The organism is Pseudarthrobacter sp. rb (assembly GCF_056389225.1).
In genome coordinates this window covers 245903-264477 of the sequence record NZ_JBWJAR010000003.1, presented here as the reverse complement: position 1 = coordinate 264477, position 18575 = coordinate 245903, and the positions used below count along the sequence as shown (strand labels likewise).

17 protein-coding genes and 1 pseudogene are annotated in these 18575 nt (G+C 68.4%); 4 read left to right on the top strand and 14 right to left on the bottom strand.

All coding sequences use genetic code 11. The features are described from left to right. Nucleotides 1-70: 70 nt before the first annotated feature. From ACWRN3_RS06245 to ACWRN3_RS06235, 3 genes are read right to left on the bottom strand one after another with little or no spacing between them, the layout of a single operon-like run. Nucleotides 71-3157, bottom strand: coding sequence for an AAA family ATPase (locus ACWRN3_RS06245; protein ID WP_476740140.1), 3087 nt, complete (start codon nt 3155-3157; stop codon nt 71-73). After that, nucleotides 3154-4332, bottom strand: coding sequence for an exonuclease SbcCD subunit D (locus ACWRN3_RS06240; RefSeq protein ID WP_476740139.1), 1179 nt, complete (start codon nt 4330-4332; stop codon nt 3154-3156). Before ACWRN3_RS06240 ends, ACWRN3_RS06245 begins: the two co-directional genes overlap by 4 nt. A 57-nt stretch (nt 4333-4389) precedes the next feature. After that, entirely contained in the window at nt 4390-5319 is a 930-nt protein-coding gene (locus tag ACWRN3_RS06235) for an MIP/aquaporin family protein (protein WP_476740138.1), read from the bottom strand. A 219-nt stretch (nt 5320-5538) separates the two neighbouring features. Between ACWRN3_RS06235 and ACWRN3_RS06230 the strand changes: the two genes are divergently transcribed. Further along, entirely contained in the window at nt 5539-6624 is a 1086-nt protein-coding gene (locus tag ACWRN3_RS06230; protein WP_476740137.1) for an ADP-ribosylglycohydrolase family protein, read from the top strand. Here ACWRN3_RS06230 and ACWRN3_RS06225 read toward each other — a convergent pair. Next, complete coding sequence (locus tag ACWRN3_RS06225; RefSeq protein WP_255172566.1) at nt 6605-7084, bottom strand: DUF4395 domain-containing protein; 480 nt, start codon at nt 7082-7084, stop codon at nt 6605-6607. The genes ACWRN3_RS06230 and ACWRN3_RS06225 overlap by 20 nt on opposite strands. A 77-nt stretch (nt 7085-7161) precedes the next feature. Next, a complete protein-coding gene (locus ACWRN3_RS06220; protein WP_476740136.1) occupies nt 7162-8223 on the bottom strand; it encodes a 3'-5' exonuclease in 1062 nt (353 codons plus the stop codon). A gap of 82 nt (nt 8224-8305) precedes the next feature. Between ACWRN3_RS06220 and ACWRN3_RS06215 the strand changes: the two are divergent. Beyond that, nucleotides 8306-9070: pseudogene (locus ACWRN3_RS06215) on the top strand (VTT domain-containing protein); the annotation flags it as partial. A gap of 136 nt (nt 9071-9206) precedes the next feature. On the opposite strand, the gene rdgB reads toward ACWRN3_RS06215, so the two are convergent. From rdgB to clpS, 6 genes are all read right to left on the bottom strand, one after another. After that, nucleotides 9207-9854, bottom strand: a complete 648-nt coding sequence (gene rdgB / locus ACWRN3_RS06210; RefSeq protein WP_255172568.1) for an RdgB/HAM1 family non-canonical purine NTP pyrophosphatase — start codon at nt 9852-9854, stop codon at nt 9207-9209. Beyond that, nucleotides 9851-10609 (bottom strand): ribonuclease PH, encoded by a 759-nt coding sequence (gene rph / locus ACWRN3_RS06205; protein ID WP_251046341.1) that lies wholly within the window; start codon nt 10607-10609, stop codon nt 9851-9853. Before rph ends, rdgB begins: the two co-directional genes overlap by 4 nt. A 69-nt stretch (nt 10610-10678) precedes the next feature. Beyond that, nucleotides 10679-11476: an MBL fold metallo-hydrolase gene (locus ACWRN3_RS06200; protein WP_159631670.1), complete on the bottom strand. Its 798-nt coding sequence runs from the start codon at nt 11474-11476 to the stop codon at nt 10679-10681. Further along, nucleotides 11473-12504: a glutamate racemase gene (gene murI, locus ACWRN3_RS06195; protein WP_476740135.1), complete on the bottom strand. Its 1032-nt coding sequence runs from the start codon at nt 12502-12504 to the stop codon at nt 11473-11475. Before murI ends, ACWRN3_RS06200 begins: the two co-directional genes overlap by 4 nt. 105 nt (nt 12505-12609) lie before the next feature. Then, entirely contained in the window at nt 12610-13176 is a 567-nt protein-coding gene (locus ACWRN3_RS06190) for a DUF2017 domain-containing protein (protein ID WP_255172569.1), read from the bottom strand. After that, nucleotides 13169-13552: an ATP-dependent Clp protease adapter ClpS gene (clpS, locus tag ACWRN3_RS06185; RefSeq protein WP_255172570.1), complete on the bottom strand. Its 384-nt coding sequence runs from the start codon at nt 13550-13552 to the stop codon at nt 13169-13171. The genes ACWRN3_RS06190 and clpS overlap by 8 nt, the downstream gene beginning before the upstream one ends. Before the next feature lie 38 nt (nt 13553-13590). Here clpS and ACWRN3_RS06180 point away from each other — a divergent pair, with 38 nt between their 5' ends. Next, nucleotides 13591-14919: a nicotinate phosphoribosyltransferase gene (locus ACWRN3_RS06180; protein ID WP_476740134.1), complete on the top strand. Its 1329-nt coding sequence runs from the start codon at nt 13591-13593 to the stop codon at nt 14917-14919. Next, nucleotides 14919-15551 (top strand): isochorismatase family protein, encoded by a 633-nt coding sequence (locus ACWRN3_RS06175; RefSeq protein ID WP_255172572.1) that lies wholly within the window; start codon nt 14919-14921, stop codon nt 15549-15551. The genes ACWRN3_RS06180 and ACWRN3_RS06175 overlap by 1 nt, the downstream gene beginning before the upstream one ends. Before the next feature lie 4 nt (nt 15552-15555). Here ACWRN3_RS06175 and ACWRN3_RS06170 read toward each other — a convergent pair whose 3' ends face one another. The 3 genes from ACWRN3_RS06170 to nagB all read right to left on the bottom strand — a co-directional run bounded on the left by ACWRN3_RS06170 (nt 15556) and on the right by nagB (nt 18564). Continuing rightward, nucleotides 15556-17337, bottom strand: a complete 1782-nt coding sequence (locus ACWRN3_RS06170; RefSeq protein WP_324642283.1) for a DEAD/DEAH box helicase — start codon at nt 17335-17337, stop codon at nt 15556-15558. Beyond that, nucleotides 17337-17675 carry a DUF3039 domain-containing protein gene (locus ACWRN3_RS06165; RefSeq protein WP_159631664.1) on the bottom strand — a complete coding sequence of 113 codons (339 nt, stop codon included), beginning with the start codon at nt 17673-17675 and terminating at the stop codon, nt 17337-17339. Before ACWRN3_RS06165 ends, ACWRN3_RS06170 begins: the two co-directional genes overlap by 1 nt. 109 nt (nt 17676-17784) lie before the next feature. Beyond that, nucleotides 17785-18564, bottom strand: coding sequence for a glucosamine-6-phosphate deaminase (nagB, locus tag ACWRN3_RS06160; protein WP_476740133.1), 780 nt, complete (start codon nt 18562-18564; stop codon nt 17785-17787). Nucleotides 18565-18575 lie beyond the last annotated feature (11 nt).

The following is an 18575-nucleotide window of genomic DNA, read 5'->3' as shown; positions in this document are numbered from 1 at the left end:
CCTCCCGATGCGCGCAACCCGGTAACACGGACAAGTATATCGGCCCCCGTCAGGGGTTGGTCAGAGGTAGTCAGAGGAGGGCGTCCAGGCTTTCGGAGATCCGCAGCGTTGAGCCGTTCCGGTTCTTGACCACCTGCAGCTGGGTGCCGATCCGCTGTTTCATTTCGGCCACGTGGCTCACCAGTCCCACCACCCTCCCGCCGTCGCGGAGTCCTTCGAGGGCATCCATGACCTGCTCCAGGGACTGGTCGTCCAGGCTGCCGAAGCCCTCGTCAACGAACAGGGTTTCGATTTCCACGCCTCCGGATTCCTGCTGGACAACGTCTGCAAGGCCCAGGGCCAGCGAGAGGGAGGCCATGAAGGACTCGCCTCCGGACAGCGTGGAGGTGTCCCGGCGGAATCCCGTCCACTGGTCCACTACTTCCAGGCCCAGCCCTGACTTTGCTCCGCGGGCCGCCTTGGCGTCGGTGTGCTGGAGAAGGTAGCGGCCGTCGCTCATGGCCACCAGGCGTTCGGAAGCCGCGAGGGCCACCTGTTCCAGCCGCGCGGCCAGGACGTAGCTGGTCAGGCTCATCCGGTAGGTGTTCTCGCCCCGGCCGGCGGCGGCGTCGGCCAACCCGGCAAGCATCTGCGCCCGCTCCGCCGGCTCGCGTGAGGAGCCGGCCAGCGCATCATATTCAGCGGCGATGGACTTCAACGACGCCAGGCAGCGGGCGGCCAGGCCGGCAGCCAGATCGGCTTCCCGCGCCTGATTCCGGGCTGTCGCCGCATCCAGGCGCAACGCTGCCAGCCGCTCCTCATCCGCTGTGAAGCCGCCGGCGGCTTCGTCCAGGGCGAGCACAATGTCCTCCGACTCAAACAGCCCTGCCACGCGGGCTGCCTCGTCCTGGGCTGCACGGATGGCGGACTCGAGGGCTGCCAGTTCAGCGGTCCCGAGGAGCTGGCTGCGGGCATCGTCGGCACTTGCGAAGCCGGCACCTGGCAGGGCCCGTTCCAGGTGTTCCTGCGCTTCGGCGGCCTGCAGCCGGGCACCATCGAGGCGTGCCTGCGCTTCGACGGCTTTGTCCAGTACCGCCACGGCCTCCTCAAGTGCCCGCAGCCGGCGTTCCAGGCTGCGGTGGCCGCCCCGGAGGCCGGCAAGCGCCGTGTCCAGCGACGCAACCTGTTCGGCCAGGTCGGCAAGGGACGCTGCCGTCCGGGACAACTCCACTTCCGTTTCGGACAGCGTGGCCCGCGCCTGGGTAAGGCCGGCGTCCAGGGCCTCCAGCCTCTGCCGCCTGTCCTGCAGTTCCTCCGCAGCCTGCTCGGCATCCGCCGCCGCAGCAAGGGCATCCTCCGCGCCGGAGCGGGCCTCCTGCACGGGCGTAGTCCCGCCTTGACCGGCGAGGACCGCCACCGCCTGCTCGGCCTCGGCAAGGTCAGCGGCAACCAGGGCGTGGGCTGCTTCGGCGGCTTCGTAAACTCCGTGGGCCCGTTCCTCGTCCTGGGCCAGGGCCGGGCCTCCGGTGCCCGCATCCGCCGGGCCGGGATGATGTCCGCTTCCGCAGACGGGGCAGGGTTCCCCGGCAACCAGCCCTGCTGCCAGTTCCGATGCAGCGTTGGCCAGCCGTTCCTCCCGCAGGTCCAGCCAGCGGCGTTTCGCCTCGAGGAGGTTCTCCCGCGAGTCGGCGTGGCGGCTCTTGACCCGGTCCCTGCGTTCGATGGCTGTCCCGTACCGCCGGACGACGTCCAGCAGCTCTGCCGCAGCACCAGCCTCCTTGCGCCGCAGCGCAGCTTCCACCGACCGGGCCTCCAGCTGGTCCATGCCGTCGGCCAGCTGTTCGCGTTCAGCCACCAGGCGCCCGGTGCGCCGGCCCAGCGTCTCCACGGCGAGCTCCAGCTCACCCAGCCGGCCGGTGAGGACATGGTGCCGCTTCCGCAGCTCCTGGAGCCTGTCCTCGTCAGGCAGCCGTGCCTCGACGACGGCCAGCAGCGAACGCAGGCGGCCCAGTTCCTCCGGAGCCCCCGGCATGCTCCCCCAGGCGTCTTTTGCCGTTCCGGGGCTGGCATCGGCACTCTCTGCCGGTCCACTGCCGAGCTGGGCCAGTTCGCCGCCGTCCCCGGCAGCCATGCGCAGCAACGTCATGGCTGATTCGGCGGCCGCGGCGGCGGCGCGGACTTTGGCGGATGCAGCGTCCACAGCCTGCAGTTGCCCGTGAAGAACCTCCGCCTGGCGGTGCCGCCCAAGCCGGGCGGTAGTTTGTTCCTGTTGCGCGGCCCCTGCCTCGACGGCCTTTTGCCGTGCTGCCGCGGCTTCGAGCTTGCGGTGCCGTTCATGGCGGGCAGCCTCCTGCTCAGCCTCTGTGCGGCGGGCCTGGTTCACAGCCTCAGCGGCGGCGGCCTGCTCCGTGAGTTGCGCCAGGCGCACGGCAGCAGAAGCCTGCAGCCAGTCAAGGCGGCGGGGGATGTCGTCCGCCGGCGGCGCCTCCTCTTCCGGAAGCTGGAGCGGGCCGGCCTCGGTTTCGGCACGCGAGGCGAGGATGCCGAGTTGGCCGGACAGCACGGCCACGTCCTCCCGCGCGGCGGCGGCCTGCCGGGAGAGTTCCTGTTCCAGGGCTTCAAACCTCTGGGTACCGAAAAGCTTCTGCAGCAGGTCCAGCCGGTCAGCAGCCTTGGAGCGGAGGAAGGCAGCGAAATCACCCTGCGGCAGCATCACCACCCGGGTGAACTGTTCGCGGTCCATGCCCAATAACGCCATGATCTCCGCGCCCGCTTCATCATTGCGGGCAGACTTCTCCACCCAGGCCCCGCCCACCCGTTCGCGGAGGAGCGTCTTGGCCTGCTGGAGAGTGAAGCCGTTCTTCCCACGGGCGCTGGGCTTCTCCCATGCCGGGGACCGGGTGACTTCGAAGCGGCGGCCCTGCGCGGAAAATTCACAGGTGACGGCGGGTTCCTGCCCGGGCTCCGCATGGTCGCTGCGCAGCCGCTTGCCGTCCTGCCGTGCCCCCGGAACGGAGCCGTAGAGCGCAAAGCAGATGGCATCCAGCACGCTTGTCTTGCCGGCGCCGGTGGGCCCGTTCAGCAGGAACAGGCCGTGTGCGCTGAGCCGGTCAAAGTCGATGTCTTCGGTGCCGGCAAAGGGCCCGAACGCCGAAATGCGCAGATGGTGGATCCTCACCGCGACACCTCCAGGAGCCTGACGTTTTCCAGCGCGGCCGCGAGCGCGGTCCTTTCCACCGGGTCAGCGCTCCTTCCCCGCACGTGGTCCAGGAACCCGCAGCAGACGGCGAGGTCGTCCGGGGCGCCTGCGAGCCTGCTGCTGTAGCTGGCCTCCGTGGCGGCAGTGACGCCCTGGGGATCAAAGGCAAGGACCAGCGTGTCAGGGAACCTGGCGCGGAGCCGTTCCATGGCACGGGTGGGGCGCTGGGAATCGGTAAGGGTGACCTGGCAATAGGCGGTTTCAGCCCAGGCATAGGCCGGATCCCCCAGGAGTTCCTCCAGCGGTCCGCGGAGAACGGCCAGCGAACGCGGGGCCTCCCAGAGGACTTCCGCGACCGACGCGACGCCCTCCGGGCCGATCTCCACCAGCCAGGCACCCTTCTGGTGCGTGGACTCCGAAAAGGAATAGGCCAGCGGCGACCCCGAATACCTGACGGAACCGGACAGCTTCTGCCGGCCATGCAGGTGGCCCAGCGCGGTGTAGCTGAAACCGTCGAAGAGGTCCAAAGGAACAGCTCCCACACCGCCGATGCTGAGGTCCCGCTCGCTGTCCGAACTGATGCCTCCGCTGGCGAAGGTATGGGCCAGGACCACCGAGTGGACCGTGGCCGAAGCGGCACGCCGGGCGATGTCCTCCCGGATCAGTTCGGTTGCGGCGCGGGTGACCTCGAAATGGCTGGCCGTTTCCACCCCCAGCTGTTCGGCCACCATCCTTGGCTCAAGCCACGGAATGCCGTAGAGCGCCAGCGTGGCGTCCTTCCCGGCTGCATCAGTTCCCAGCGGCAGCAGCAGCGGCTGGTCCAGGTCCTCCACCCTGGTGCGCAGGTGCACTCCCCCGCGTTCCAGCAGGCGGGATGCGAATCCCAGGCGGATGGCGGAGTCGTGGTTGCCGCTGGTGAGGACCACCTTTGCGCCTGCGGCAGTGAGCCGGACCAGGGCGTCGTCAAGAAGGTGGACCACGTCCACGCCCGGGAGCGCCCGGTCATAGACGTCGCCGGCGATCAGGACGACGTCGACGCTGTCCCGCTCAACCGCCGCCACCAACTGGTCAACGAAGGCCCGCTGGGCATCCAGCATTCCGACGCCGTGGAAGGAACGGCCCAGGTGCCAGTCCGAGGTGTGAAGTAACCGCATATTCCTAAGCTATCGGCAGCCACTGACAGTGCAGAAAAACGCCGCGGCAAACAGCGCTCAGAACCTTTTGCCGTCAAAGAACTCCTGCGCCTCGCTGACACCGCGGGCTTTCTCCTGGCGGGCAGCCTCCGCAGGGGCAGGCTCACTCACGGCAGCAACGTCGGCGTCATCACCGGCGTCATCGTCAACGCCGGTGTCATCCCCGGCAGTCTCCACGTCGGCGACGTGCGCAGGGGAACCGGTCACCTCGCCGATCCGGAACACCAGCCCCGCGATGGCAGCGCCGGCAAGCGGAGCCACCAGGAAGACCCACAGCTGCTCCACGGCCCAGCCGGAGCTGAAGATGGCGGAGGCAACGGCGCGGGCCGGGTTGAACGGCAGGTTTCCCACCGACTGGCCCACCTGCAGCAGGGCGGCAAACGACAGGCCGACGGCGACGGGCGCCACCGTGCGGACGCCTCCTTCACGGCCGGCGGCTCCCAGGAAGACAGCCACGATGATGGCGGCACCCAGCAGTTCCAGGAGGACAACGGCCGCGAGGGGGGCCTGGATGATGGAGTGCTCACCGAAGCCCGCGGCCACGGTATCGAAGGCGGTGCGGCTGTCGGGGATGCTGGGCAGCGTGCGCAGGATGCCGAACAGGGCAAGGGCGCCCACCAGGGCCCCGACGAGCTGCGCGGCAGCATAGGCGGCTGCCGCCCCGGCCCGAATCCGCCCGGCCAGGAGGTGCCCCAGGGTGATGGCGGGGTTGAAGTGGCCGCCGGAGATATGACCGAAGGCCAGCATGGCGGCGGTAACGGCCAGGCCGGCAGCCAGGGCGGAGGGGACCGGGCTGGACTGCGGAATGCTGAACAGGGGCACGCCCAGGCCGGCCACCGCCAGGAAAAGGCTGCCAAAGGCCTCGGCCGCCAGGCGGGGCAGCAGGCCGGTGGGCGCGGCAGCCGTGCCGGGCTGCAGTGCGTCGCGGGCTGGGACAGGGGTGCTCATGATGGGACCTTTGCTTGTGGGGGTCTGGGGTTCGGGCTGCCTGGGTGGCCCGGGCGCCGCGGCCGTCCAGGAATGTGCCGCTTCCGTCGATGGTGGCGCCGGGCAACCCGAGCAGTATGCCAGCCCCGGCTGTGCGTTTGCTGGACGGCAGCTGTCCGCGGGGTTGCTCGACCCCGGTATGCAGCACGGCCTCCGGGCTGCGGACGGTAAATTTACTCCATGAGCTTCGACCACGGCACCCCCGCGCCCACCCTCAAGTCCCGAATCCACGGCTCCCTGCTGGGTGGGGCGCTGGGCGACGCCCTGGGCTACGCCGTGGAATCCGATTCCATCGCTGCGATCCGGCAGCGCTTCGGGGCGCAGGGCCTGGCTGGCTTTGAGGACCTGCAGGGCCCGTGCCATTTTTCCGACGACACCCAGCTGACCCTGTACACGGTGGATGGGCTGGTGGAGGCACTGGAGTGGGCCAACTCCGGCGTGGGCGCGGACGTGAACGCCTGTCTTTGGCTGGCCTACCTGCGCTGGCTGGCCACCCAGGGTGAGGAGGCCGGGCCGTCCGCACCGGCACCCCAGCCCCGCTGGATCGACGGCAACGAGGTGCTCCGGCAGCGCAGGCGTCCCGAGGAAGACTGCATTTCCGGGCTTGCCACCGGTGAGATGGGAACCATCATCCGCCCGGTGAACCCCGGAGCCAGGGGCGCCGGCACGGTGATGCGTTCGGCACCGTTTGGGCTGGTGCCGCACATCACGCCCGACGCCGTCTATAAGCTAAGTGCCGACGCCGCCGCCCTGACGCACGGGCATCCTTCAGCCCGGCAGAGTGCGGGCATCTTCAGCCTCCTGATCCACCGGCTGGTGTCCGGCGAGGGCCTGCGGGACGCCGCCGCCGGGGTTACGGCGCACGCCGGCGCCCTTGTGGACGTTGCCCCGGAGCTGCCGGAGCGCCTTGAGGCCGCCCTCGGGCTCGCGGACAAGGCGCTCGTCGGCCCCGAAGAACTGCTCCAGGTGCTGGGCGGGGGCCGGACAGCGGAGGAAGCACTCGCCGTCGCGCTTTATGCCGTCATGGCCGCTGCCCCGGCCGACAGGGCGGACACACAGCCCGTTGACCATTTCCGTCGTGCCATGGCCGTTGCCGTGAACCACAGCGGCCCCAGCGATACCGCGGGTTCGCTGGCAGGAAACATCCTGGGAGCCTTGTACGGTGAGGACTGCCTCCCGGCGCAGTGGCTTGAATCCCTGGAAGCGCCGGAGGTGATCCGCGGCATGGCCGATCAGCTGGTGAAGGTTACGACCGGCGAAGACTGAGGTTATTGCAGGCTTCGCAGACGTCCTCCGGGATCACTCCGCGTCGCTGGAGAAACCCGAAGATGGTGCATCCCAGGCAGAACCCGGCGAAGGCCTCGAGCGAGGCAGCAACCACCAGGACGCCCAGGAGCGTCCAGGCTGCCGGTGCCGCACCGGCGGCGAAAAGGAGCAGGGCGGCGGTGGATACTGCCGCACCGATGCCCTGGGCGAAGCGTTTGGGCGGCCCGGGAACGAGCTTCACCTTTCCCAGCCGGGGGGTGATCACCTTGACCGACAGCAGGGCCAGGGGCGAAATCCGCGGGCCGAAGAGCAGCCGCAGCCAGAATCCGACGGCGATGGCCGCCAGCCCCCATCCTGAATTTGCCACCGCGGTGATGACGGCGAGCAGCACCACGAGCGCTGCCGTGGTGCGGGCGGCGTATTCGTTGACGGGGTTGGGAAAAGTGAACAGGGAGGCCATCCCGCAAGGGTAGGAGCCACCCGCCGGAGCGGCCAAGCTTTGTTGCGCCGGATGACTGTGCGCGGCCCCGCCGGGGATCAGGCGTTGACGGCAGGTGCGCGGGCGCCGGCCCAGGCTTCCCCGGGACCATCGAGCGGCCCCCGGGCATCCCCGCCGCCCACCACCTGCAGGAACTCCCCCTCGGACAGCACTTCAATGGCCTGCCCCCGGTCGTGAAGCTCCAGGACCCGGCGCGCCTTGCCGGTGAGCCTGCCCGAGCGAAGGTCCGAGGCAACGAACCCGTCTCCCACCACCAGGACGGTGGTCCGCGCGGTGACCCGGCTCTCGGTCCGCGCCCCGCACCGGGCCGACCGCAGTTTGGCGTCCGGACGGCTGATGGAGAGCTGCCCGGTGAACACCACCGTCTGGGCGTACAACGGGTGCCCGGGCTCGGCGTCCAGGTTGGGCTCCGGGTTCAGTCCTTCCTCCGGCCAGCCGGACTGGAACCGGCGGACCAAGGCGGCCCCGTTGCCGGAGTTGCCTGCCAGCGCCGCGAGGCTGGGCTTTGACAGGTCGTCCGTGGCGGGGTCGAAGGCCTGCTGCCGCGGCATTGCCAGCCCCAGGGACAGGTAGAGTTCGGCGATGCTGTTGGCACCGTTGCGGCCGGCGATGTCGACGAGGATGCCGGCGCAGGCACGGGCATCCTCCGCGGCGTCGTGGTGGTTGACCAGCGGGACGCCCGCTTCCTCGGCGGCGAAGGGCAGGGAATTGGACACCAGCGAGTAGCAGCGACGGGACAGCATGACGGTGCAGACGTAGTCATAGGCGGGGCCGGGGAGGCCGGAGACTTCCAGCGCCGAGCGGATCACGCCGAGGTCGAAGGCGGCGTTGTGCGCGGCCAGCACGTCGTCGCCGATAAATGCGCCGATTTCGGGGAACAGGTCGCCAAAGCGGGGCGCGCCGGAGACGTCAGCGGCAGTGATGCCGTGGATCCTGACGTTGTTGTGGTCGAAGGAGTCGTATCCCGCCGGCGGACGCATCAGCCAGGAGGCCTCCTCAACGATCCGGCCTCCCCTCACCTTGGTCAGCCCCACCGAGCACGGGGAGCCACGGAAGCCGTTGGCCGTTTCGAAGTCGATCGCCGTAAAGTCCAAACCCACGGCCCCTACCTTACCGCCGCGGACCCCCGGCCCCGGGGAGCACAGGCCCGTCAAGTACCCTTGAGGGGTGAACTTTCCTGTGATGAATGACCTCGCTGTGTCCATGCTGGGCGGTGCGGGACCGGTCCAGCCGAAAATGGCTTCCTTCCTGCCCGATTGGCTGAACCCCCAGGTCTTCCTGGCCGATCCCGCGCTGGCCCCCTGGGTGGTCCTGCTGGTGTGCGGCATCATCTTCGCCGAGACCGGCCTGCTCATCGGTTTCTTCCTGCCGGGCGATTCCATGCTGTTCACGGCGGGCCTGCTGGTGGCCACCGGCACCATCAAGTTCAACATCTTCGCGTTCGCCGCGTTGATCGTGGTGTCCGCGATCATTGGCAACCAGGCCGGCTACCTGATCGGATCCAAGGCCGGCCCCGCCATCTTCAACAGGCCCAACTCCAAACTGTTCAAGCGCGAAAATGTCGAGAGCGCCCACGCATTCTTCGAAAAGCACGGCGGCAAGGCACTGATCCTGGCCCGCTTCGTGCCCATCATCCGTACTTTCGTGCCCGTGATCGTCGGCGTGGCGCAGATGAGCAAGCGAAAGTTCTTCATTTACAACGTCATCGGCGCGGTGCTGTGGGGCGGCGGCGTCACGCTCCTCGGCTACCTGCTGGGCGACAAGGTCCCGTGGGTCCGCGACAACCTTGACATTATCTTCATCGTCATCGTGCTGGTCTCGGTGGTCCCCATCGGCATCGAGCTCCTGCGCGGGCTGTCCGCACGGCGGCAGGCGAAGGCGTACGGCACCGACACCGTCGACGAATACATCGAAGAACACGAACCGGAAGAGGAGCAGAAGACTCCCCGTAACATCCAGCGCGGCCGGCCGGCGTCGCAGCCCGCCGCCCGCTCCCCACACCCAAAACGGTGCGCACCCCGCCGGGGTGCGCACCTTTTTTGCTGGTTCCGTTCGGCGGGTTCCCGCAGCCCGGCCTCGTGTCCTAGCCTGCCGCCTCCAATGCCGCCACGATGGACGGCAGCAGCGCCCGGAAGGCCTTGCCGCGGTGGCTGATGGCGTTCTTCTCCTCGGCGGACAGCTCGGCGCAGCTGCGTTCCTCGCCCGTCGGCTGCAGCACGGGGTCGTAGCCGAAACCACCGGCACCGCGCGGTTCACGCAGGAGGATGCCCTCCAGCTGCCCGTACTCCACCACCTCGCGCCCGGGGCCCTCCGCGTCCGCGGGCATGGCCAGGGCGGCGGCGCACACAAACGCGGCACCGCGGTGCTCGTCGGGAACATCGGACAGCTGGTTCAGCAGGAGTTCCAGGTTGGCGGCATCGTCACCGTGCCGTCCCGACCAGCGGGCGGAGAAGATGCCCGGGGCCCCGCCCATGACGTCCACGGCCAGGCCGGAGTCGTCGGCGATGGCCACCAGGCCGGTGGCCCCGGCCACCGCACGCGCCTTCAGCAGGGAGTTCTCGGCGAACGTCACTCCGGTCTCGACGACGTCCGGCGCACCCGCCGCAGCGGCGTCCACCACCTGGGTGTCGACGTCGAGCCCTGGCACCTGTCCGCGCAGCAGCTCACGGAGTTCGCTGAGTTTGCCTTTGTTGTGTGTGGCGAGCACCAGCCGGGGAGCCACACCGGTCACAGGGTGTCCGCGAGGGTCTCGCGCTGGATGGCAGCCAGCTGGGCGGTGCCCAGCAGCGCGAGGTCCAGGAGCTGGTTCAGCTCGTCCCGGTCGAAGGGCGCACCCTCAGCAGTGCCCTGGACTTCGACGAACTTGCCGGATCCGGTGACCACCACGTTCATGTCGGTCTCCGCACGGACGTCCTCCACGTAGGGCAGGTCAAGCATGGGGACGCCGTCGATGATTCCCACCGAGACTGCCGCGATGGTGTCGATGAGCGGCTGGGCATTCCTGGCGATGAGCTTGGTGTCGCGGGCAAACCGGATGGCGTCGGCCAGGGCAACGTAGGCGCCGGTGATGGCTGCCGTGCGGGTGCCGCCGTCGGCCTGCAGGACGTCGCAGTCGAGCACGATGGTGTTCTCGCCCAGTGCCTTGGTGTCGATGATGGAGCGCAGAGAACGCCCGATCAGGCGGGAGATCTCGTGCGTGCGGCCGCCGATCTTTCCCTTGACGGATTCGCGGTCCGAACGCGTGTTGGTGGCGCGCGGCAGCATGGCGTACTCGGCCGTGACCCAGCCGCGGCCCTCGCCCTTGAGCCAGCGCGGGACCCCGGCGGTCAGTGATGCCGTGCACAGGACCCTGGTGTTGCCGAATTCGATCAGCGCCGATCCCTCAGCCTGGTTGGACCATCCGCGGGTAATGCTGATGGGCCGGAGCTGGTCGGGGGCGCGGCCATCGGCGCGCACAATGGGTACTGCTGTTGCTTCAGATGTCATGCCTTTAGCTTATCGAGTGCCGGTGCGGCAGGCAGGCGCTGTGGAATCAGGCGCTGGAATCAGGGGCAGCTAGATCGTGTAGTGCACGCCCGCCACGGCAACCGCAACGTCGCCGGGAAACACCGGGCGGGCTTCGGCCATCACGGTCGTCTGGGACGTCCACACCGGGATGTGGGTCAGCAGGAGCCGACGCGCGCCCGCTGCCGCTGCGGCCTCCCCGGCCCGCTTGCCCGTCAGGTGCACATCGTTGATGCCGTCATCACGGCCCTCTTCGAAGGCTGCCTCGCACAGGAAGAGGTCCGCGTCCTTGGCGGCTTCCTCGAGCCCTGCGCAGGAATCGGTGTCCCCGGAATAGGTCAGGACCCGGGACACCGGGCTGCCGTCCTTGCCGGGCTCCACCACTTCCACCCGGAGGGCATAGGCCTCCTCAATGGGGTGGTTGACGGCGAACGGGGTGATGGTGAACGGCCCCACGGTCACGGGTTCGCGTTCGGTCCAGTTGGTGAAGTCAAACTCTTCGTGCATGCCGGGATCCAGGGGCAGGCCGTAGGCGGTGGCCATCCGGTCTGCCGTGGCGGCGGGCCCCCACACGGGAATCCGGCCGCGGCCCCAGCCGCCGGGCTTCCAGCGGATGGCAACGTGCAGCCCGCACAGGTCCATGCAGTGGTCAGGGTGCAGGTGGGTGAGGAAGATCGCGTCGATGTCCTCCAGGTCCGTGTAGCGCTGGATGGCCCCCAGTGCCCCGCTGCCGAGGTCCATCACCACCTTCCAGGTCCGCTCGCCGTCGGTGGCGGTCAGGAGGTAGCACGATGCCGGGGAGCCGGGCCCGGGAAAAGAGCCCGTGCATCCCACTATGGTCAGCTTCACTGGGCGGACCCTCCGCCGCGGCGCGCCCCGGCAAGACCGCCGCCCACGAAGTTGGAGATCCGGGGACGGTTGCGCGCGCTTTGGGCGGCTGCAATCATCTCAGGGGTTATCCGGGCCAGGCTGCCCGTGGGGTACTGCGCGGCTACATGGTCCACGTGCCGGACTGACAATACTTCCGGTCCCAGGAACCGCCGGGCGAGCGCCTCGAACTGCCCGGCGTCACCGGTGGCGACGAAGTGGTGCTCGGGCGGAGCCTCCAAGGTGCGCTGCAGGTTGTGGGTGGCCAGGGCGCGGTAGACGTCCTTGGCGGTCTCCTCCGCGCTGGAGACCAGCGTGACGTCGGCGCCCATGACGTAGGAGATGACGCCCGTCAGCAGCGGGTAGTGGGTGCAGCCCAGGACCACGGTGTCCACCCCGGCGGCCTTCAGCGGTGCCAGGTATTCCTCCGCGACGGCGAGCAGCGCCGGGCCCGTGGTGATTCCGGCCTCCACGTAGCTGACGAACTCCGGGCACGCCACCGACGTGATGTCCAGGTCCGGGGCCGCGGCGAAGGTGTCCTCGTACGCGCGGGACCCCACCGTTGCGGACGTGCCGATCACGCCCACCTTTCCGGTGCGGGTGGCGGCAACGGCACGCCGGACGGCAGGCTGGATGACCTCGATGACGGGGATGCCGTACTTGGCGGTGTAGCGCTCCCGGGCGTCCCGCAGGACAGCGGCCGACGCCGAGTTGCAGGCGATGGTGAGCAGCTTGACGCCGGAGTCCACCAGTTCGTCCATCACACCCAGTGCGTTGGCCCGCACTTCGGCGATGGGGAGCGGCCCGTACGGCCCGTGCGCGGTGTCCCCCACGTAGAGGATGGACTCGTTGGGAAGCTGGTCAATGATGGAGCGGGCCACGGTGAGGCCGCCGACACCGGAATCGAAGACGCCGATGGGGCGGGCTTCCGGGGCAGCGGCCGGCAGCGCGCCTTCGCCGGAGTCAGGCTGCGTTTCTGCCGGTGGTTCCATGCTCGGGGCTGTTGTCATGATTATTCGAGGATAGGGGGTCCCGGAAGCGTCAGCCATCATCTTGTGTCCGGTAACTCATGTCTGCTGTGTCACAGCGCACGGCCTCCCCCGGGCCGCCGGAGCTCACCGCCGGGGTTCCATGGACTGCAGCATGGCCTGGACGAGGGACTCCTGCAGCCAGGTGGTGAAGTTGTACACCAGCGCCAGGTAGCTCTCCACATCCTCGGCCTGGGACCAGTCCTGCATGCGGTGGACGTGCTCGGCGTCTGCCTCGTCCCGGATGTCCAGCCGCTCCGCCAGGACCAGCCGCACGTCGTTCAACGCCATCGACCAGTGGCGGGCCCCCTCGGGGGTCAGTACGATCTCGTCCTTGTCCAGGTCCAAAGCAGCCGCGCGGAGGGCGCCGATCTTTGTTTCCCGCAGTGAACGCTCGGTGAGCTGGCGGAACTCAAGGGACGCGGCGCCGTCGTCCTTCACCACGTTGGGCAGCAACCTCTTGACGGCACGGTCCGTGGGTTCGGCCACGTCCATGTCCAGGCCGATGAGTGCCGCCAGCGGGTCCTGCCCTGTGCGGTCCTCGGGCTGGAGCATGGACACGACGTCATCGATGAGGCTGCGGAGCAGGTCCCGTTCAGCGGGTTCCAGGTAGCCCGTGATGCCTTTGAGCCCGTACTTGAATGCCTTAGCCACGCTTCCCCTTACCCTGGCCCGGACCGCCGGACTTGCCTGAATTGCCGCCCGTGCCGCCGCTGGCTTTTTCCACCGTGGCCCAGAGCCCGAAACCGTGCATGGCCACGGCGTGGCGCTCCACCTGTTCCTTGCTGCCCGAAGCAACGATGGAACGGCCCTTCTTGTGGACTTCCATCATGAGCTTGTTGGCTTTGCTTTCCGCGTAGCCAAAGTAGCTTTGGAAAACGTAGCTGACATAGCTCATCAGGTTGACGGGATCGTTCCAGATCACCAGGTTCCAGGGGATGTCCGGGGCGGTCAGGGAGTCGGTGGACTCTGCTGTGCCGGTCCGGATGCCCTCCTGTGTATCAGGGCCGGGCGCAACGCTTATGGTCATCTGTCCATTCTATGTGGATGCCCACTAGAGTGACTTTCGTGAGCACCTCAGCCGGCTGGGACCATCCCCGCACGTCCTTTTATACCGACCACTACGAGCTGACCATGCTGCAGGCGTCCCTCCATTCCGGGGCCGCGCACCGCAGGTCAGTGTTCGAAGCGTTCGCGCGGCGACTGCCCGACGGCCGGCGCTACGGGATCGTTGCCGGCACTGGACGGCTCCTGGAAGGCATCGCCAACTTCCGTTTCGGCGAGGCGGAACTGGATTTCCTGGAGCGCACCCAGGTGGTCAACCAGGAAACGCTGGAGTATCTGGCCAATTACAAATTCTCCGGGGACATCTGGGGCTACGCCGAGGGAGAAGCGTATTTTCCCAACTCCCCCATCCTGGTGGTGGAGGCCTCCTTCGCCGAAGCCTGCATGCTGGAGACCTACCTGCTGTCCGTGCTCAACCACGACACCGCCATCGCCTCCGCCGCGTCCCGGATGGTCAGCGCTGCGGGCGGCCGTCCCTGCATCGAAATGGGATCCCGGCGCACCCACGAGGAGGCCGCCACCGCATCGGCGCGTGCGGCGATCATCGCCGGCTTTGACAGCACGTCCAACCTGGAGGCTGGCATCCGCTACGGCGTGAAAACCGTGGGGACTGCAGCCCACTCGTTCACCCTGCTGCACGACACCGAGCGGGAGGCCTTCGAGGCCCAGATTGCCTCGCTCGGCGCGGGCACCTCCCTGCTGGTGGACACGTACGACGTCGAAAAGGCAGTCCGCACGGCTGTGGAACTGGCGGGGCCGCGGCTGGGCGCCGTCCGGCTTGACTCGGGCGACCTGGTGGCCCAGGCCCAGTGGGTACGCCGCCTCCTGGACGACCTCGGCAACGAGCACACGAAGATCGTGGTGACCTCGGACCTGGACGAGTACGCCATCGCAGCCCTGCAGTCAGCCCCTGTGGACTCCTACGGCGTGGGCACCTCGCTGGTGACCGGTTCAGGCGCCCCGACGGCGAGCATGGTCTACAAACTCGTCAGCCGCACGGACGACGACGGCAACTTCGTCTCCGTTGCCAAGGCGGCCAAGAACAAGGCCAGCGTGGGCGGCCGCAAGTACGCCCTGCGGAAGCTGGACGAACGCGGTACCGCCACCGCCGAGGTGGTGGGAGTGGGCCACCGGCCCGAGGACGACGGCAACGACCGTGCGTTGCTGCAGCAGTTCATGAAGAACGGTGAATTGCTGCCGGGCTGGACAGGGCACGAAGGCGTTATGCGCGCACGGCAGCGCCACGCAGATTCCATGGCTGAGCTGCCGCCGGTGGTCAACCGCCTGCAGCGCGGCGAGGCCGCGATCCCCACCATCTACGAGGAGCACTGATGTCGCGCGCTTTGATCATCGTGGACGTGCAGAACGATTTCTGCGAGGGCGGCTCGCTCGCCGTTCCGGGCGGAGCCGCAGTTGCAGGCGCCATCACCGAGTACCTGGACGCCCACCACAGTGAATTCGACCATGTGGTGGCCACCCAGGACTGGCACATCGATCCCGGCAGCCACTTTTCCGATACGCCCGATTACAAGGACAGCTGGCCCCGGCACTGCGTGGCAGGCACCCGCGGAGCCGAACTCCACCCGGACCTGGACACGGAGTACGTCGATGCGTACTTCCGGAAAGGCCAGTTCGCCGCCGCCTACTCAGGCTTCGAGGGCCTGCTGGCACCTGAGGACGCCGTCCCCACCGGGGAACGGCAGCCCGGCGGCCTGCCCGGCGCCCAAGCCGAGCTGGAAGCCGATGAGGACGCCATCGGCCTCGATGACTGGCTGCAGAGCCATGACGTGGAGGACGTGGTGGTGGTTGGCATCGCCACCGACTATTGCGTGAAGGCCACAGCCCTGGACGCCGTCCAGGCCGGCTACGGCGTCACTGTGGTGCGGTCGCTGACCGCCGGGATCGCCGAGGACCTGGAAGACGCCGTTGCCGAGATGGAACTCGGCGGGGCGGACATCGCCTAGCGCGCTATTTGCGGCCCACGAACCAGTCCTGGAGCTTACGCAGCCGGGACTTCAGCTGCTCCTCGTTGGCCTGGGCCACGGGCGGCCCGCCACAGACCGTGCGCAGCTTGGTGTGCACCACCCCGTGCGGGGTTCCGGTCCGGGCAGCCCAGGCGGCCACGTTCTTGGCCAGTTCGTTGCGCAGGTCCATCAGCATGCGGTGGTCCGGAACGGCAGGAACCTGCTGGGCGTCCGCGGCCGGGGCCTTCCGGTTCTTGCGGTTCAGCTGCTCATGCTGGCGCTGGCGCAGCAGCGTTCCCACCTGCTCGGCGTCCAGCAGCCCGGGGATGCCCAGGAAGTCCATTTCGTCGTCGGACCCCACTTCGCCGCCGGTGCCGAACTCGCCGCCGTCGAACAGCACCCGGTCAAAGGACGCCTGGGAGTCCAGCGCTTCGAACTTGCCCTTCGTGAGGCTGTCGGAGGCCTTCTCTTCGCGGTTGGCCTCGTCCATCAGCGAGTCTTCCGGGTTGAAGAGGCCGTCGCCGTCTTCCTTCTCGGGCCGGTCCAGCGCGTGGTCCCGCTCCATCTCCATGGAGTTGGCCAGCGCCATCAGCTGCGGCACGGAGGGCAGGAACACCGACGCCGTTTCGCCCCTCTTGCGGGCACGCACGAAACGGCCCACGGCCTGGGCGAAGAACAGCGGCGTGGACGTTGACGTGGCGTAGACGCCCACGGACAGCCGGGGCACGTCGACGCCTTCGGACACCATGCGGACAGCCACCATCCAGCGCTTGTCGCCGGCGGAAAATTCCTCGATCTTACTGGAGGCCTTGGCGTCATCGGAGAGGATGACGGTGGGCGACTCCCCGGTGATCTTCTTCAGCTGGCCGGCGTACGCACGGGCGTCCTCGTGGTCGGTGGCGATGACCAGGCCGCCGGCATCCGGCACGGTGCGCCGGACTTCGCTGAGCCGCCTGTCCGCACCGGCCAGGACAGCGGGGATCCACTCCCCTGCCGGGTTCAGGGCGGTCCGCCAGGCGTGGCTGGTGATGTCCTTGGTCACGGCCGCCTCGCCAAGGGAGGCGGCCATTTCCTCGCCTGCGCTGGTGCGCCAGCGCATCTGGCCGGAGTAGGCCATGAACATCACGGGCCGGACCACGTGGTCGCGGAGGGCGTTGCCATAGCCGTAGGTGTAATCAGCCTTGGAGCGCCGGATGCCGTCACGGTCTTCGGCGTACTCCACGAACGGGATGGGTGAGGTGTCCGAGCGGAACGGCGTACCGGTCAGGGACAGGCGGCGCACCGCAGGATCGAATGCCTCGCGCAGGCCGTCGCCCCAGGACAGGGCCTCGCCGCCGTGGTGGATCTCGTCCAGGATCACCAGGGTGCGGGCAGCCTCGGTCTTGGCGCGGTGCAGCAGGGGTTTGCTGGCCACCTGCGCGTAGGTGACGGCGACGCCAATGAAGCCACGGCCGTGCTGGCCGTCCGAGTTCTTGAAGTTGGGGTCGATGGCGATCCCCACCTTGGCGGCAGCATCCGCCCACTGGCGCTTCAGGTGGTCGGTGGGGGCAACAATGGTCACGCGGTTCACTGCCCCGGAGTCGATCAGCGTGGAAGCAATCCGCAGCGCGAACGTTGTCTTACCTGCACCCGGGGTTGCTACCGCAAGGAAGTCGCGCGGACTGCTCGCAAGATAGCGGTCAAGGGCTTCCTGCTGCCAGGCACGGAGTTTCGGGGCGGTTCCCCAGGCTGCACGTTCCGGGTAGGCCGGAGGCAGGGTGGGGCCGCCAAAGAGCGTCTCCGTCACTACTTGTTGTTGCCCGAGCCGCCCGGACCCTTCCCGCCGTCGTTGCCCGGGCGGAGGCCATCATAGACTTCCTTGCACTCGGGGCAGACAGGGAATTTCTTCGGGTCCCGGCCCGGGGTCCACACCTTGCCGCACAGGGCAATGACGGGCTCCCCGGTCATGGCGGACTCCATGATCTTTTCCTTCCGCACATAGTGCGAGAAGCGCTCCCGGTCCCCCGGCTCCACTTCCTGGCGCAGTTCCTCGCGCTCAATGGTGGCCGTGGACGTTCCAGCCCCGGAAAGCTCGCGCATCGGGTCGTTTTCGAGAGGGTCCGTCATGCTAGTCATGGCATCCATCTTAGCCGTTCCCCCGGCCTGACGTTCGACGGCGGCACGCCCGCGCCGGGGTCCCGCACCGGCCGCCGTCGTACTTTTGGACGCCGTCACGCCGCTCCCGCAGGCGCCGTCACAGCCCCTGCCACGCGCGCTTGTTCTCGTACGTGTGGCGGTAGAAATCCGCTAGTTTCAGGGCCGAGGCGGCCGCCTCGTCCAGCAGGACCGTGGCATGCGGGTGGAACTGCAGCACCGACGCGGGACAGATGGCGGCCACCGGTCCCTCCACGAAATCGCGGACCGCCTGCGCCTTTTGCGCCCCTGTGGCCAGGAGGACCACGTGGCGCGCCGCCATGATGGTGCCCAGCCCCTGGGTGAGGACGTGGTGCGGCACCTCCGCCAGGTTGGTGAAGAACCTGGCATTGTCCCGGCGTGTCTGCTCGATCAGGCTCTTGATCCGCGTCCGCGACGCGAAGGAGGAGCCTGGTTCGTTAAAGCCGATGTGCCCGTCAGTGCCCACGCCCAGCAGCTGCAGGTCCACGCCACCGGCTGCGGCGATGGCCTGTTCGTACGCCTCGCAGGCAGCCGGGATGTCGGTGGCGGTTCCGTCGGGGCCGTGGACATTCTCCGGTGCGATGTTCACGCGGTCCGTGAATTCCCGGCGTATCACCTCCCGGTAGGACTCGGGGTGGCCGGCAGGCAGGCCCACGTACTCGTCCAGCGCGAACGCGGACGCCCTGCTGAAGTCCAGGCCCCGTTCATGGCGCGCGGCAAGTTCGTCATAGACGGGCAGCGGTGATGACCCCGTGGCCAGGCCAAGGACCGCGTCCGGCTTGCGGCGGACCAGCTGTTCAATGGCGTCTGCCGCAAGTCTTCCGATCTGCCTGCTGCCGCCGAGTATCACGACTTCCATGGTGCTCCTTT

Excerpts from the sequence above, each read along its gene's own strand:
- murI (WP_476740135.1), bottom strand. The coding sequence starts at position 12,504 with ATGACAACAGCCCCGAGCATGGAACCACCGGCAGAAACGCAGCCTGAC.
- ACWRN3_RS06240 (WP_476740139.1), bottom strand. The coding sequence starts at position 4,332 with ATGCGGTTACTTCACACCTCGGACTGGCACCTGGGCCGTTCCTTCCAC.
- ACWRN3_RS06175 (WP_255172572.1), top strand. The coding sequence starts at position 14,919 with ATGTCGCGCGCTTTGATCATCGTGGACGTGCAGAACGATTTCTGCGAG.
- ACWRN3_RS06225 (WP_255172566.1), bottom strand. The coding sequence starts at position 7,084 with ATGGCCTCCCTGTTCACTTTTCCCAACCCCGTCAACGAATACGCCGCC.
- ACWRN3_RS06235 (WP_476740138.1), bottom strand. The coding sequence starts at position 5,319 with ATGAGCACCCCTGTCCCAGCCCGCGACGCACTGCAGCCCGGCACGGCT.
- ACWRN3_RS06230 (WP_476740137.1), top strand. The coding sequence starts at position 5,539 with ATGAGCTTCGACCACGGCACCCCCGCGCCCACCCTCAAGTCCCGAATC.
- ACWRN3_RS06165 (WP_159631664.1), bottom strand. The coding sequence starts at position 17,675 with ATGGATGCCATGACTAGCATGACGGACCCTCTCGAAAACGACCCGATG.
- clpS (WP_255172570.1), bottom strand. The coding sequence starts at position 13,552 with ATGACCATAAGCGTTGCGCCCGGCCCTGATACACAGGAGGGCATCCGG.
- rph (WP_251046341.1), bottom strand. The coding sequence starts at position 10,609 with ATGACATCTGAAGCAACAGCAGTACCCATTGTGCGCGCCGATGGCCGC.
- nagB (WP_476740133.1), bottom strand. The coding sequence starts at position 18,564 with ATGGAAGTCGTGATACTCGGCGGCAGCAGGCAGATCGGAAGACTTGCG.